The sequence below is a fragment of the Sphingomonas yabuuchiae genome, assembly GCF_001477495.1.
Taxonomy (GTDB): Bacteria; Pseudomonadota; Alphaproteobacteria; order Sphingomonadales; family Sphingomonadaceae; genus Sphingomonas; species Sphingomonas yabuuchiae_A.
Genome location: NZ_LDTF01000088.1, coordinates 11329 through 27045 on the forward strand (window position 1 = coordinate 11329; position 15717 = coordinate 27045).

At 63.8% G+C, this 15717-nt stretch carries 7 protein-coding genes; 4 read left to right on the forward strand and 3 right to left on the reverse strand.

From position 1 onward, the window contains the following. Positions 1-105 precede the first annotated feature (105 nt). Positions 106-3072 (forward strand): TonB-dependent receptor domain-containing protein, encoded by a 2967-nt coding sequence (locus NS355_RS14300; RefSeq protein WP_084787981.1) that lies wholly within the window; start codon positions 106-108, stop codon positions 3070-3072. 64 nt (positions 3073-3136) lie between these two features. Here the strand turns inward: NS355_RS14300 and NS355_RS14305 are convergent, their stop codons facing one another. The 3 genes from NS355_RS14305 to NS355_RS14315 form a co-directional block, all read right to left on the reverse strand. Next, on the reverse strand, positions 3137-6067 hold the full coding sequence (locus NS355_RS14305; RefSeq protein ID WP_058746320.1) for a TonB-dependent receptor plug domain-containing protein: 2931 nt from the start codon (positions 6065-6067) through the stop codon (positions 3137-3139). Between the two features lie 388 nt (positions 6068-6455). Next, positions 6456-8507 (reverse strand): putative bifunctional diguanylate cyclase/phosphodiesterase, encoded by a 2052-nt coding sequence (locus NS355_RS14310; protein ID WP_058746321.1) that lies wholly within the window; start codon positions 8505-8507, stop codon positions 6456-6458. Next, positions 8504-9016: a GAF domain-containing protein gene (locus NS355_RS14315; protein WP_058746322.1), complete on the reverse strand. Its 513-nt coding sequence runs from the start codon at positions 9014-9016 to the stop codon at positions 8504-8506. The genes NS355_RS14310 and NS355_RS14315 overlap by 4 nt, the downstream gene beginning before the upstream one ends. A 395-nt stretch (positions 9017-9411) precedes the next feature. Between NS355_RS14315 and NS355_RS14320 the strand changes: the two genes are divergently transcribed. The 3 genes from NS355_RS14320 to NS355_RS14330 all read left to right on the forward strand — a co-directional run bounded on the left by NS355_RS14320 (position 9412) and on the right by NS355_RS14330 (position 15709). Next, positions 9412-12462, forward strand: a complete 3051-nt coding sequence (locus NS355_RS14320) for a TonB-dependent receptor domain-containing protein (RefSeq protein WP_058746323.1) — start codon at positions 9412-9414, stop codon at positions 12460-12462. A gap of 93 nt (positions 12463-12555) precedes the next feature. Beyond that, entirely contained in the window at positions 12556-13629 is a 1074-nt protein-coding gene (locus NS355_RS14325; RefSeq protein ID WP_084787983.1) for a DUF2332 domain-containing protein, read from the forward strand. 307 nt (positions 13630-13936) lie between these two features. Beyond that, positions 13937-15709, forward strand: a complete 1773-nt coding sequence (locus NS355_RS14330; protein ID WP_244489692.1) for a HAMP domain-containing methyl-accepting chemotaxis protein — start codon at positions 13937-13939, stop codon at positions 15707-15709. Positions 15710-15717 lie beyond the last annotated feature (8 nt).

Consider the following 15717-nt stretch of genomic DNA (forward strand, 5'->3'; position numbering starts at 1 on the left):
TGGTCGTAGATGCCGCCCCTTCGTCCCTGCGGTAAAGCGGGTGGGAGACGGAGGGGCCGGCGATCACCGGCCCATGCTCCGCGGTCTGAGTGAGGGGATGGAGTGATGAGCATCGGCAATCGGCGCAGCCGCGCCTCGTGGAAATCCGGTAACGCTACCAGTGCCATGGCATTGGCGCTGGCGCTGATCGCCAGCCCCGCATTGGCGCAGCAGACCCAGGCCCCCGATCCGGCCGCCACGCCGCAAGAGCCCGCCGCCAGCGAGCGCGACATCGTCGTCACCGGCACCCGCATCACCGCCAACGGCTATAACGCCCCCACGCCGACCACGGTCATCGGCGAGGAGCAGATCCAGGCCAATGCCCAGCCCAACATCTTCAACACCGTCGCCCAGCTGCCGTCCCTGCAAGGATCGACCGGCGCGACGACGGGCACCTTCAGCACGTCGAGCGGGCAGCAGGGTCTCAGTTCCTTCTCGTTGCGTGGCCTGGGGACCATCCGCACCCTGACGCTGCTCGACGGGCAGCGCGTGGTCGGGGCGAACGTCACCGGCGTTCCCGATATCAGCCAGTTCCCGCAACTGCTGATCAAGCGGGTCGATGTCGTGACCGGGGGCGCCTCGGCATCCTGGGGTTCCGACGCGGTCGGCGGTGTCATCAACTTTATCACCGACACCCGCTTCACCGGCTTCAAGGGCAATCTCCAAACCGGCGTCACCACCTATGGCGACAATGGCCAGGTGCTGGCCCAGGCCGCCTTCGGCAAGGCGCTGGCGGGCGACCGGCTCCACCTGATCGTCAGCGGCGAATATGCCAAGGATCAGGGCGTCGGGCCGGGCAATTTCGGCGAGGACCTGGCGGGCAGCCGCGACTGGTATCGCGCCTCGACGCTGGTCGATACCGGCATCCGCAACGGCAGCACGCCGCAATTCCTGTACCGCGACCATGGCCAGGCCTATCAATACACCAAATACGGCCTGATCAGCGCCGGGCCGCTTCAGGGCACGGCGTTCGACGCCAATGGCAATCCCTTTCCCTTCCAGTATGGATCGAACGGCGTTCCCGCCAAGAATGCGGCGGGCAACGTCATCGGATGCTATGTCGGTTTCTGCGTCGGCGGCGACCAGTCGGGGCATGTCGGCTCCGGCACCTCGCTCCAATCCGCGCTTGAGCGGGTCAACGGCTATACCCGTATCGGCTATGACATCGCGCCCGACATGGAGCTGTATGTCACCGCCAATATCGCGCAGGTGAAGACCAGCAATCAGCCCAATCCCGGCGCTTCGAAGACCGGGCTGACCATCCAGTGTTCCAACCCCTATCTGCCGCAATCCATCCAGCAGCAATGCGCCGCCAACGGGATCACCCAATTCAGCTATGGCCTGAGCAACGCGATCCTGCCGAACATCAAGGTCAACACCGATCGCCGCCAGTATCGCTTCGTCGGCGGCCTGAAGGGCAAGGCGGAGGTGCTGGGCGGCAGCTGGACCTATGACGTCTATTACGAGCATGGCATCAACGTCACCGACATCAATGTCGACAATATCAGCCTGACCGGCCGCTATAACCAGGCAGTCAACGCGACGACGCTGAACGGCCAGATCGTCTGCGCCAATGCCGCCGCCCGGGCCAGCGGGTGCCAGCCGATCAACATCTTCGGCGGTGCCACGCCATCGGCCGCAGCCTTGGCCTATATCACCCCGGCCAACGGCCCGTTCCAGCATACCCGCCAGACTCAGGACGCGGCGGCGGGCAGCATCTCGGGCAATCTGATCGACCTGTGGGCCGGACCGCTATCGATCGCGACCGGCGTCGAATATAGGCGCGAGGCATACCGCGTGAACGCCGACCCTTATGGCGCGGGCGTCTCGGCGATCAGCCCCAATTCGGCCGACTATCCCGCCGACCCGTTCCTGAATTCGGCGACCGGCAGCAACTGGTATGCAGGCAACTACAAAAACGGGTCTGGCAAATATGACGTGTATGAGAGCTTCCTGGAGCTTAACCTCCCACTCATCAATTCGGCAAGCCTGGGCCGTGCCAATCTAAGCGCGGCGGGCCGTGCCACCCATTATTCGACCTCGGGCGCGGTCTATGCCTGGAAGCTGGGGGGCACCTGGGACACGCCGCTCGACGGCTTCCGTCTGCGCGCCGTCACCTCGCGCGACGTGCGTGCGCCCAACCTGTCCGAACTGTTCGCCGCCCCGACGACGACGACGGTGCCCAACTTCACCGATCCGTTCCGCAACACGCAGGTGCTGATCATCCAGAACTCGCTGGGCAATCCCAATCTGCGCCCCGAAATCGCGCGCAGCACCGAGGCGGGCGTGGTCCTGTCGCGGCCGAGCTGGGCACCGGGGCTCAGCCTGTCCTTCGACTATTACACGATCAAGGTGAACGACGTCGTCTCCAGCCTGTCGGCCGCGCAGATCGTCAACCTGTGTTTTCAGGGCAATACCGAGACGTGCGGTGCCTTCAACCTTCAGAACACGGCCGGGCCGAACTTCGTCAACGTCCAGGCGTTCAACCTCGCCTCGATCAAGACCAGCGGCTTCGACATCGAGGGCAGCTATCAGTGGCGCAACCCGATGGGGCTGAACGGCAACCTGACGCTGCGTGCACTCGCCACCCATGTCATTAAGTTCGTGACCGATCCCGGCCTGCCCGGCACCATCCCGATCGACAGCGCGGGCGCCAATTCGGGTGCGACGCCAAGCTGGAAGTGGCTGGCGATCCAGAGCTACGACACCGATAAATTCAGCCTGCTGGTCCAGGAACGCTGGTTCAGCGACGGCGTGTTCGGCAACCAATATGTCGTCTGCTCGACCAGCTGCCCGGTCTCGACCGGGAACAATCCGACGATCGACCGCAACTTCATGAAGGGGGCCTTCTATGTCGATATCGGCGGCTCGCTGAACGTGACGCCAGCGGTCAGCATGTTCTTCAAGGTCGACAATCTGCTGGACCGCGACCCTGAGCCCTCGCCGCAGACCAATACCGGCCTGGACGTCAATCCGGCATTGTATGACACGCTGGGCCGCTCCTACCGCATCGGCCTGCGCGCCAAGTTCTAAAATGGACAAGGGGTGGATTTCGGCCTCCCGAAATCCACCCCTTTTCCGTCCCGCTATCGGGCGATCAGAGCTTCAGGCTGATACCCGCAAAGAAGGTCCGGCCCAGCGCATCATAGACGTTGGGGAAAGTATTGCCCGAATTCGATCCGGCACTCCCCGCCACGCCGCCGACGACGGGCGGATTGACGTTGAACAGATTGCTGACGCCAAGGCGGAACGTGTACTGCTTGTTGACGTCGAAGCTGACATTGGTGTCGAAGAAGGAATAGGACGGGATGCGGCTGACCAGGATCGGCGTGCCCGGATCCGCGCTGACCGGCCCGATATAGCGCCACCGCCCCTGGATCGAGACATCACCCAGATCGAGGGTGGCCGATGCCTGGTGCTTCCAGCGCGGGATCGGGTTGATCGACACCGCCGCGCAACTGTTACCGAACTTGCCCGCACAGTTGATCGGCGTCGCCTGCGCGCCCAGGTTGAAGGTGTAGCGGTCGACATAGGTGCCCGCCATCGCCAGCGTCAGGCTGGTCTCACCCGGCAGCTTGAAGCGGTAATCGGCCGACACGTCGATGCCGCTCGTCTGCAGCGTGGCGACGTTGATCAGTTGCTCGGTGACACCCGGAAACTGGCCGTTCGCATTGGGCGAGCCAGTCAGCTGGCCCGAGATATTGCTGCGCACGATCAGCGAGCAATAGGCCGAGATGTTGTTGTTGAAGCACTGGTTCACGATGTCCTGCGAACCATCGGAGGCGATGTAGTTGTTCACCTTCATCCGGTAATAGTCGACCGTGACGTTCAGGCCGGGCAGGACGCGCGGCGAGAACACCGCCCCCACCGTCAGCGTATTGGCGGTTTCGGGCCGCAGCGCCGGATTGCCACCCGCGTTGATGTTGGTCTGGCCGGCGGTCACGTCCTGGATCACGCCCGAATTGACCAGCGCGGCGGGGGCACCTTGCGCGATACACTTGGCGGCCAGTGCGGCATTGCCCTGCGGCGCCCCCCGCGCGCACGGATCGGTCGACAGCACGTCGGTGCCTGCCTGGGTGATCGGACTGTTCAGCTCGGCGATGTTGGGATCGCGGGTCGCGCGGTTGAAGATCGCCCGGAAGCGCAGCCCCTCGACCGGGCTCCAGTCGCCGCCCAGCTTGTAGGTGACGGCGTCCAGCTTATTACGGCCCGCTACCGTGTTGTTGGTATAGGCCGAGTAACGCACGCCGCCTTCAAAGTTCAGCGCGCGGACGAAGGGCCGGTCGGTGACGAGTGGCATCTGCAACTCGCCGTAGACTTCCTTGACGTCGAACGAGGCGCTAGGAACCGCCGTGCCCTGCCCGTAATAGATCAGGTTGCCCGAGCCGTAATTGGCATCGACCGATTGGCTGCCCGTCTCGCGACGATATTCCGCCCCGACCGCGATCGCAGCTGGCTTGTCGGCCAGCGGGCTTTGCAGGAAGTTCAGATCGCCCGACAGGCTGCCGCCGGTAACGAACTGGGTGTAGCGATTGTCCTGTGATCCGTTGGCAGTGATGAAGGACAGGGCCGCGGACGAAATCGGCTGTGACGTGAACAGGTTGACGGGGACGCAGCCGTTGCTGGGATTGACGCAGACGGGCGTGCCGTTCGCCCCCACCGTCGCGTTGATGGCCTGGGCGGTCCGGTTATAGTCGAGGTCGTTCAGCAGCGCCTCGTGCCGCTTGGCCAGGCCATATTGCGCAAACACGTCGTAATGGAAGCTGTCGGCGAAGTCGCCGCGCAGGCCGACGATCCCGAAATAGGTGTCGTTGGTGAATTGCTGGATGCGACCGCCCGTCTCGGTGACGCGGCGACGGATACCCACATTGGCCGTGCCGTCGGCGTTCAGATTGGCCGGATCGCCGAAGATCAGGGCCGAGTTGGTTGCGTTGAGGAACGGATTGCTGGGGGAGATCGCAAAGTTGAAGCCGCCCGTCGCCGTCGGTGCGAGGATCGCCGTCACGTCACTGCGCGTATAGCTGCCGCGCGCATAGAGTTCGGCCGCATCGGAGAATTTGTAGCTGCCCAGCGCCGTCACATTATACCGCTCCAGCGGCACCTGCAGGTAATTGGCGGGGTTGAAATTATAAGGCTTGTAATAAGGAACGAAATTATCCGTCCCGCCGGCTTGGCTGCCGTCGTTGATCTGGTAGCGCCCGGAGTTGATGTCGATAACGGTCGGCGTAGCATTGCTCGACCCGGTCGGCTTCAGATTGCCGTCAAGGGCTTGCGCCGAATAGGCGCGGGCCGACTGATAGACGCCGTCCCGCTTCGAATATTGGCCCGCGATGACGATATGCCCGGCATCGTCGCTGCCGAACTTCACACCCGCCGCCAGACCGGCATTATACTGGGCGCCGTCGCCATGCCCGGTGATCTGCGAGCTGGCATCGGCACGCACGCCCTCCAGCTTGTCGTCGAGCACGAAGTTGACCACGCCCGAAATGGCATCGGCACCGTAAACGGCCGAAGCGCCGCCGGTCAGCACGTCGACCCGCTTGATGAGGACGGTCGGGATCGCGTTGATGTCGACCGCCCCGCCGATATCCGACGGCACCATCCGGCGACCGTTGACCAGCACCAGTGTCCGCTGCGACCCCAAGCCGCGAAGATCGACCGTCGCGGTACCGCCATTGCCGTTATTGGTCGTGCCGCTCGCGGCGGGCACGAACTGCGGCGAGGACGACAGATAGGACTCGGCGGTGACGGTGTTGGTCGCCTTCAGCTCACCTGCGCTGATCGTCGCGACGGGGCTGCTGCTCTGGAGGTCGGGACGCTGGATGCGCGATCCGGTAACGACGATATCACCGGTCGGCGCCGGGGTGGCGGTGGCCGGGCTGGTGTCCGTCGCCGGACCCTGCACGGCCTGGGCCGACGCCGCCGTCGCCAAACTCGCCATACCGAGCCCCAGGCCGACCAGGGTCAGGCTCTGAAGGGCGGTCCCGATATGCAACCGGCGACGGGCAGGCGTGGAATTCTTGGTCATGACGCGTCCTCATTCTGCTGAGGATCGGGGCCATCCGATCCTCCAGCCAAAATTGCCGCCCCTGCCCCATCACGAGGCCCGGAAGCGTGGCGTCATAAAATCGACACAGCGAAACACTGTAAATTTACGGAAATTTCATGTTGCTCTATTCGGATGGATGTAACCGGAAAAACACAGTCGGATACAGCCGAGGCAATAATGGTTCAAATAACAGTGATATCTCGACACTTATATTGTTTTTGGCGGGTGAAATGATCGTCATCAATACTTCATTTCTATCCGACTGATGCCGACGGCGCACAGTATCCCGACGAACATTACTGCATCTGTTAATCTTCCGTGCGAGGCATGGGCACGGGTTGATCCCTGCCTCGCCAGCGTGGTGCGATCAGGCGACGGCTTCGGCCTCGACGATCCGGGGCCGCAGGCTCGCCACCCGTCGCACATGGTCGGGATCGGCCAGCAGGCGCGAGGGCCTGCCGATCAGATACCCCTGGACCGCGGCGCAGCCCTCCCGGGTCACGATGGCCAATTGCGCGGGCTCCTCCACTCCCTCGGCCAGCACCGGCATGTTGAGCGTCGCACCCAAGGCCGCCACGGATCGCAGGATCGACACCGCCTGCTCGTCATGCTCGATCTCGGAGACGAAGGACGCATCGAGCTTGATCCGGTCGAACGGGAAGGAGCGCAGCACCTCCAGCGAGGAATAGCCGACCCCGAAATCGTCGAGCGCGATGGCGATGCCCATCCCCTTCAGGACCTTCAGCTGTTCGAGCGCAAAATGCTTGTCGTGAATGATCGCGCTCTCGGTCAGCTCCAGCGTCAGTCGCTCGGGTGACAGACCACTGTCCGCAAGGGCCGAGCGCACCGTTTCGACCAATTGCTTTTCGGCAAGATGCTTCGGTGACAGATTGACCGAGACGGGCTGCGGATCGGGCCATCCGGCTGCCTCGAAACAAGCGCGTCGCAGCACCCAATTGCTCAACGGCACGATGTCGCCGCTCTTTTCGGCAAGCGGGATGAACCGGCCGGGCGGGATCATGCCCCGGACCGGGTGGTTCCAGCGGATCAGCGCCTCATAGCCGCAGATTTCGCCCGATGGGATGGCCGACTGCACCTGATAATGAAGTTCGAACGCGTCGGCCTCGAGCGCATGGCGGAGATCGGCGATCAGTTCCCGCCGCTCGCGCACCGCATCGTCCATATGCGCGTCGTAGAAGCAAGGCTCCTTGGAATGCGCCGACTTGGCCCGGTACATAGCCAAATCCGCCTTGGCGAGCAGCGCGTCGGCATCGGAACCGTCCCGTATGGCCAGGGCGACCCCGATATTGGCGCCGATCGACGCCGTAAAGCGGTCGAACAGGAACGGCGCCTCGGATGCGGTGGTCAATCGGTCCAGGAAATCGTCGAGTTCGGCCGGATCGTCATAGGAAACGACGGCCGAAAACTCGTCGCCGCCCAGCCGGGCGATGCGTTCGCCGGGCCGCAGGATGGACGAAAAGCGGGCCGCGAGCGCCGCCAGCAATTGGTCGCCCGCCTGATGGCCATAGGTATCGTTGACCACCTTGAAGCGTGACAGGTCCATCATGACGACCGCCATACGCTGATAGCCGCCCCGGATGCCGAAACGGGCCTCCAGATCCTCGATGAAGCTGATGCGGTTGGGCAGGTCGGTCAGGCTGTCGTGCAGGGCCATGTGACGCAGGCGGCGATAGGTTTCCGATTGGGTATGACCGTCGATCAGGGCGCTGATCGCCGCACATCCGACGATGATGAGCGTGGCGACCGTCGTCGTGGTCGCCAGCGTCGCCATGGTCATGCCCGACAGGCCCTGGCCGAGCTTCAGGACGGTGATCTTCATCGCCGTCATGCCGGTGAAGTGGAGCGCCGCGACGGCAAGGCTCAGCCATGCCACCGCCGTCTTGTTCCGCCAGCACCCTTGCCCGGCCAGCACGTGAAAGGCGATGGCGGACAGGCTGCTCGACAACAGGATCGAGGCGACGACATAGGGCGTGTTCCAGGTGACGATGCCGTCGACCCTGTACGCCGCCATGCCGACATAGTGCATGACCGAAATGCCCGTGCCGATCACGGCCCCGCCGACCGCCCCCGACCAGCGCCGCCGCCCAGCGGCTAAGGCCAGTCCCGGCGCGGCGATGCCAATCACCGCCAGCAGCGAGATCAGCGTCAGGATCGGATCGAGGATGACGGGCGCGGTCGTTCGATACGCCATCATGGCGACGAAGTGGGTAGCCCAGACCATGGTGCCCGCCCCGACCGCGCCCAATATGATCCAGCCATAGCGGCGATAGCCCCGCGAGGCCCGGACCCGGCTGAACAACTGGACGGTTGCGAGCGACCCCGTGACACAGATCAGCAGCGCCAGCGCGACGAAGCGGAGGTCATGCTGTTGTGTCAGGCACAGGACCACGTCGATCACGCGGCTCCCTCCATCCGGAGCAGGTCCGCCCGGCTTTCCAGGGCAACCGACGCTTGCCGGGCCAGTGCCATGAGATAGGCTTTCTGATCCGCCGAAGCAGGGCTGCGTCGGCGCGTGTCGAAGACGCACAGCGCGCCGACATCGATACCCCCGGCGACACGCAGCGGCACGCCAATATAGTAGTGGACGAACGGTGCGGCGTTGACGGCCGGCAGCTCGGCCACGCGCGGATCGCTGCACGGGTCGCAAATCTCCAGCACGTCGGGATTGTCGAGCGCGAAGGTGCAGAAGCTGCGATGGCGTGGATTGCAGACGATCTCGATGCCACGGGTCGCCTTGAACCATTGCTGATTGCCATGGATCAGGGACAGGAGCGCGATCGGGGCGTCGAAGGATGTCGCGGCCCGCTCGACGAAACGGTCGAAGCCGGGTTCAGGCGACGAGTCCAGAATGTTCAACGCATGTACGGCGCTGGTACGTCGCCTTTCCCGGAACAGGCTCTTGAGCATCGTCTCTCTTCAGTACTGAGTGCTCATTCTGGTCGCATCTGAACCTTAAAACTTGATTTAACGACATGAATTATTCCGGGAGTTCCAAGGTCGTGACGGCGGAGGTCCGGGTCGATCCTCGGCCGGCCTCGCCCCAATCTGGCAAAAACAAACGCGGCGGGTCGAACTCCAGCCACAAATGCCAGAATTCCTGACCAAGTCTTCCCAAAGACCTTCCTGCGCAGTTCACCAAGATAGAAGTTGTGGCCAAAATCGTCACAAGCACGCTTACCTTTAACGGCCCGGTAACTTTGCCGGTGATAGACGTCAGCCATCGCAGCGCCGGATCATGGCGAGTGGAACACCGGCGACGACAGTCGCTGCTGCGTCAAAGGGGGAATTGCTAAGTGACTTCGATGAATTCCGCATTTGGTAAACTGCGCCTTGGGATTTCGACGGCGGCGTTGCTGACCGCGATCGCGACCCCGGCCTTTGCGCAGGAGGCAGCACCGGCTCAGACCGCCGATGCCACCGACCAGAGCGCGGCCGCAGCCGCCGCGCCCGCCACCGCCGAGCAGGACGTTCAGATCAAGCGGGCCGCCCCCGCACCCGCCACGGCCGAAGGCGCGACCGTCGTCGTCACCGGCACGCTGTTCCGCGATTCCAACGCCAGCTCGATCTCGCCCGTGACCGTGGTGAACTCGAATGTGATGCTGAGGGCGAACATCACCACCGCTCAGGATGCCATCCGTTCGGTCTCAGCCGACAGCGCAGGTTCGATCTCGACCGGTTTCAAGAACGGTTTCTCGGCCGGTGGCGCGGCGGTATCGCTGCGTGGCCTGGGCGTTTCGTCGACCGTCGTGCTGATCGATGGCCTGCGCTCGGCGAACTTCCCGTTGAACGACGACGGCCACAACGCCTATGTCGACCTGAACTCGATCCCGTTCAGCACCATCGAGCGCATCGAGGTGCTGAAGGACGGCGCTTCGTCGACCTATGGCGCGGACGCGATCGGCGGCGTGGTCAATCTGATCAGCAAGAAGAATGTCCAGGGTATCTCGGGTTCGGTCCAGGGGGGCACCACCGAAAAGGCCGATGGCGCGCACTATCGCGCGACGCTGACCGCCGGGTTCGGTGATTATCGCGAGCAGGGGTTCAACTTCTACGTCAATGGTGAATACACCTATGACGGGTTCATCACCAACAACTCTCGCGGCTATCCGTTCAACACGTTGGACCTAAGCCCCAGCGGCCTGCAGGACCGCAACCGCAACGACGACTCGCTGCTGGCGGCCAACCCGCAGGCCGTCGTCACCCGCGTCCGCCAGACTGACCTCAACAATCCGCTGGCGGGTCAGGTCGGTTCGCCGTTGACCAACCAGTATACCCTCCTGAACCCGAATGCCTGCCCCTTCGGCACGTTCACCGTGACCTCGGGCGCGGCGCAGGGCACAGGATGCAAGCACAACCTGCCCGCCGAATATTCGATCATCCAGCCGCGCCAAGAGCGTTATTCGACCACGGCACGTCTGAACGTCCGTATCGCCGAGGGCTGGGAAGCGTTCGCCAGCGGCAGCTATTCGCATTCCGAAGTCGATATCCGCGGTGCGCCGTCGGGCATTCGTCAGACCCAGCCGTTCGGCGGTTCCGCCGCACTGGCGTCCAGCAGCCCGGGCATCGTCCTACCGATGTATGTCTGCTCGGCGGGCGTGAACTGCGCCACCGCCGCCGACCGTCGCCTGAACCCGAACAACCCCTATGCCGTGGCGGGTGCCGACCCAACGCAGAACGCCGCGCGCATCTATTACTTGTTCGGCGACATCCCGGCCGGCAGCCATCGTTATGTCGACGTGTTCCGTGCGACCTATGGCATCTCGGGTGACTTGGGCGATGGCTTCAAGTTCCGTCTGAACGGCGTCTATGCCCGCGACAATTTCGCGGTCACGCAGCGCGGCTTCATCAACATCCAGGGCCTGCTGAACGCGGTCAACACCGGCGCTTACAACTTCGTCAACCCGGAGCAGAACACGCAGGCCGTACGCGACCAGATCTCGCCCGAGCGGACCACCCCGTCCTATTCGACGGTGGCGACGATCGGCGGCTCGCTGCTGAAATCGCTGATGGAACTGCCGGGCGGTGACCTGAATGTCGGCGGCGGTTTCCAGGTTCGTCGCGAGACGCTGATGAACCGCAACCAGAATGCGGACCTGTCCTATTATGCCCTGAACACCTCGTCGGCCCAAGGCCGTCAGACCGTGACCGCCGGGTTCTTCGAAATCGACGCGCCGTTCGCCCGCTCGTTCGACCTGAACGTCTCCGGCCGCTACGATCACTATTCGCAAGGGTATAGCCACTTCTCGCCGAAGGTCGGTGCCAAGTTCACGCCGGTCCGCGAATTCTCGCTGCGCGCCACCTACTCGCAGGGCTTCCGCGCGCCGACCTTTGCCGAATACAACCCGGCCAGCAGCTATTCCGGCTTCTCGTCGTTCAACCCGCCCGCCAGCTTCATCGCGGCGCACCAGGGCAATCCGGCCTACACGACCTCGTACAACATCGGCAGCGGGGCACAGGGCAACCCGGACATTCTGCCCGAGGTGTCGCGCAGCTTCACCGTTGGCACGATCGTCAATCCGGCGCGCTGGCTGAACGTCACGGTCGATTACTACAACATCCGCAAGTCGAACCTGATTGTCAGCGGACCGCTGCGTGCCGAGGCGATCAACGCCTATTACGGCCAGACCAATGCGACCGACGGCTGCGCCGCGCTGGCCAAGGTGGGCCCTGGCTACAAGTGCAACGTCATCGACGCGCCCGATCCCGTCAACCCGAACGCCCTGCCCCGCCTGCTGGTGTTCGACGTGCCCTACGTCAACGCCAACTATATGGTCAGCTCGGGCATCGACATGCAGGCCAATGCGAACTTCCAGTTCGACAATGGCGTGAAGCTGATCAGCCGCGTCGACGTCACCCGCGTCCTTCGCCTCGATCTCGTCACCCCGGGCGGCGTGGTGCAGAAATATGCGGGTACGCTGGGGCCGTACGAGCTGTCGTCGGGTGGCGGTACGCCGCGCATCCGCGGCAACTGGCAGAACACGATCGAGGTCGGCAATTTCTCGCTGACCAGCACGACCTACTATGTGGGTCGGATCAAGCAGGTGGCGGCCGATCGTATCCAGCCGACCAACGGCGTGATCGACCTGTCGTGCAAGAACACGCTGGTGCCGATCATCGCGGGCAGCGATGTGAATAACCAGTGCTTCGTTCGCCCGTTCATCTACACCGATCTGAACATCGGCGTGCGGGTGAATGACGACTTCCGCTTCTTCTTCAACATCCAGAACCTGACCAACGCCCGCGCTCCGCTGGCGGCGGCGGCCTATACCAGCAATCCCAACTATCTGAGCAGCTGGCATTATGCCGGTCTGGTCGGTCGTAACTTCAGCGCCGGTGCGAACTTCAACTTCTGATCCGGCCTGACTGGGTGATGCGCGCCGGGACCGACTTCCCTGTCGTCCCGGCGCGTATTGCCATCCTACCTATCGCGGCGTCATAGGCGACCGATGCAGCCGGAGCGTTCCAAGACCATGTATCCGGGTTCGGACCATCCGACCGCCCAGGCCAGTGAACTGTACCGACAGTCGCTGGTGATGCGGGCGATCGGCACGCCCTTCGTCGCCGACCTGCTGGCCGCGGTGGACCGGCAGCTCGACAAGGCACCGCTCAGCGCCGCGCTGATCCGGTCCTGGGGCAGCACCGCCGCCTCCTCCGCGATCGCGATGCGGATCAATGCCGCCCTGCACGCACTGGCAAGGCGCGGTGTCGAGCCGCAACTGGCCGCGCTCTATGCCGGGGAGCATGACCGCTTCGACGAGGCCGTCGCCCTGGCATTGACAGCCCATGACGAATTCCTGGTCGACTGGTTGCTGCGGGTGCCGCAGACCAACGAGATCGGCCGCGCGGCAGCCCTGTATGCCGCCCTGATGGTCCTGGCGCAGGACCATGGCCATGATTTCGACCTGTTTGAAATCGGGGCGAGTGCCGGACTGAATCTCAACCTGTCTCGCTATGCCTATGATCTGGGCGGCGTCCGGACGGGCGCAGCCGACTCGATGGTGCGGATCGCGCCTAATTGGCGCGGCCCCCCGCCCCCCAATGCCGCCGTAACCGTCCATGAGGCGCGGGGCGTCGATCTCCACCCGCTCGACGTCAACGATCCGGCGGCCTGCGAGCGACTGGCGTCTTTCATCTTCGCCGACCAGCCCGAGCGAGCCGAACGCCTGGACCGGGCGCTGGCGATCGCGCGGCAGCATCCGCCCCGGCTCGATACCGGTGATGCCGCATCCTGGCTGGCGACACAGCTCGCCGCCCCTGCGCCGGACGGACGCCACCGCGTCGTCCTGCATTCGATGGTCCTGCAATATCTCAGCGTCGAGGACCGAGCCAAGCTGGAGACGACCCTGCACGAGGCCGGGGCGTCGGCAACCATGACGCGGCCCTTCGCCTCGATCGGTTTCGAATGGGACCAGTCACGCGAGCGGGTCGAGCTTCGACTGCGGTCCTGGCCCGCGGGCCGCGACCGCGTGCTGGCCCATTGTCATCCCTATGGTGCGTGGATCCACTGGCTGGCGAACTGACAACTATTTGTCACGGTAGCGGTTACACGTTTCACCTATCCTTAACTTTGCGGTCCTACCAATTGTCCGACGAAACGACCGTTTCATTTAGGACAAGGGGGATAGGACATTGCGCGACGATGACTGCGCCAGTGTATTTGGCGGCACTTCGCAAAGCCGAATCCATGACCGCGATTGATCGTCTCCGCGTCCTTGCATCGTCCATTGACGCCCTGCGAAATCAGCCGCGCCTGGCTGCCCTTGATAACGATAACTCAATCAATTCGTGCTTATCGTCCTTCGTCCGACCTGTTGAGAGAACCGCATAATGCTCACGAACATGAACATCCCCAAGAAACTGGGTGTATCGTTCCTGATCGTCAGCCTTTCGGCCGCCGTCATGACGATCGTGTTCTTTGTGAACATCTGGGAAATCAAGAACGCAACGGCGCGGAACAACCATGCCCGCGAGGTCTATGCGAAGGCGCTGACGCTGGAGACCTCGATCCTGCGAGAGAACAGCCAGTTGCGCGGTTTCCTCGTCACGGCGGACAAGAGCTATCTCAAATCCTACGAAGAAGCTCGCAAGGAATATGACACCACCAGCCGCGAACTGAACGCGATGCTGAACGACTCCGGCGAGGTGGCGCTGCTTGCCAAGTCCAACGCCGAGAAAGCCAAGTGGCGGCGGACATGGAGTGACCGTCTGACCGATTGGGTCAAGGACGGGCGGCGCGACGAAGCGCAACAGGCCGTTCGCGATGCCGGCAAGGCCGTACTGACCAGCGACATCGTCTTGCCCCTGCGGGCCATTCGCGACCAGGAAACGGCGGCGATCGCCAGCAACGCCGCATCTCAGGAAAAAGCCATCGACACCGCCATCATCGCCCTGGTTCTGGGCGGCGTGATGCTGATCGGCGTCGTCATCACGCTTCAGATGCTGCTCAGCCGCAGCATCGCACGGCCGATCACCACCCTCACCCGCCTGATGGCCGAGCTGGCGCGCGGCCGTAATGACGTGGACGTGCCCGGCAGCGAGCGCGGCGACGAACTGGGCGACATGGCCCGCGCCGTCGTCGTCTTCCGCGACGCGGCCACGGCGAAGGTCAGCGACGACCGCGAGCGTGAACTGGCCTTGCAGGAAATCGGTTCCGGGCTGCATCGCTTGTCCGAAGCGGACCTGACCGTGCGCCTGACGGACCTGCCGACCGCCTTCCATCAGCTGGCCGCCGACTTCAATCGCGCCGTCCAGAATCTTTCGGGCCTGACCAGCGACGTTCGCGGCAGTGCCGGGTCCATCCGCTCGAATATCGAGGAAATCCGCCAGGCCACCGACAATCTGTCGGCGCGCAGCGAGCAGCAGGCCGCCAGCCTGCGCGAAACCGCCGCTGCGGTCGGGGAGATCACGCAGGGGGTCCGCGAAGGCGCCGCCAGCGCCAGCCAGGCGAACCGCGCCGTGACCGAGGCTCGCGACGAAGCCGAAAAGGGCGGGCAGATCGTCGCCAAATCGATCACCGCGATGAACGGCATCGACCAGGCCAGCCGCGAGATCGTAGATATCATAACCGTCATCGACGGCATCGCCTTCCAGACCAACCTGCTCGCCCTCAACGCAGGTGTCGAAGCGGCGCGGGCCGGTGACGCGGGCAAGGGCTTTGCCGTCGTCGCCTCCGAAGTCCGTGCGCTGGCGCAGCGTTCGGCGGATGCGGCATCCGACGTCAAGGCGCGCATCCTGTCGGCGATCGAGCATGTCCGCTCGGGCGTGGTGCTGGTCGACGAGACCGGCAATGCCCTGCAACGGATCATCGGCAAGGTGTCGGACGTCAGCACCGTGGTCGACGTCATCGCCCGCTCCTCCGAACAGCAGGCTCACAGCCTGGGCCAGGTCAATATCGCGATCGGCGAGATCGATTCGGTCACGCAACAGAATGCCGCGATGGTCGAGGAGTCGACGGCGGCCGCCAGCCTGCTGGCGCAGGAATGCGGGACGCTGATGGCCTCGGTGATGCGCTTCAACGTCGACGCGGCCGCGCAGCACGCTTCCATGGCCGCCCCGCCATACCGGATGGAGTATGGCCACGCGTCCAAATACGCCGCCTGAATTCGGAC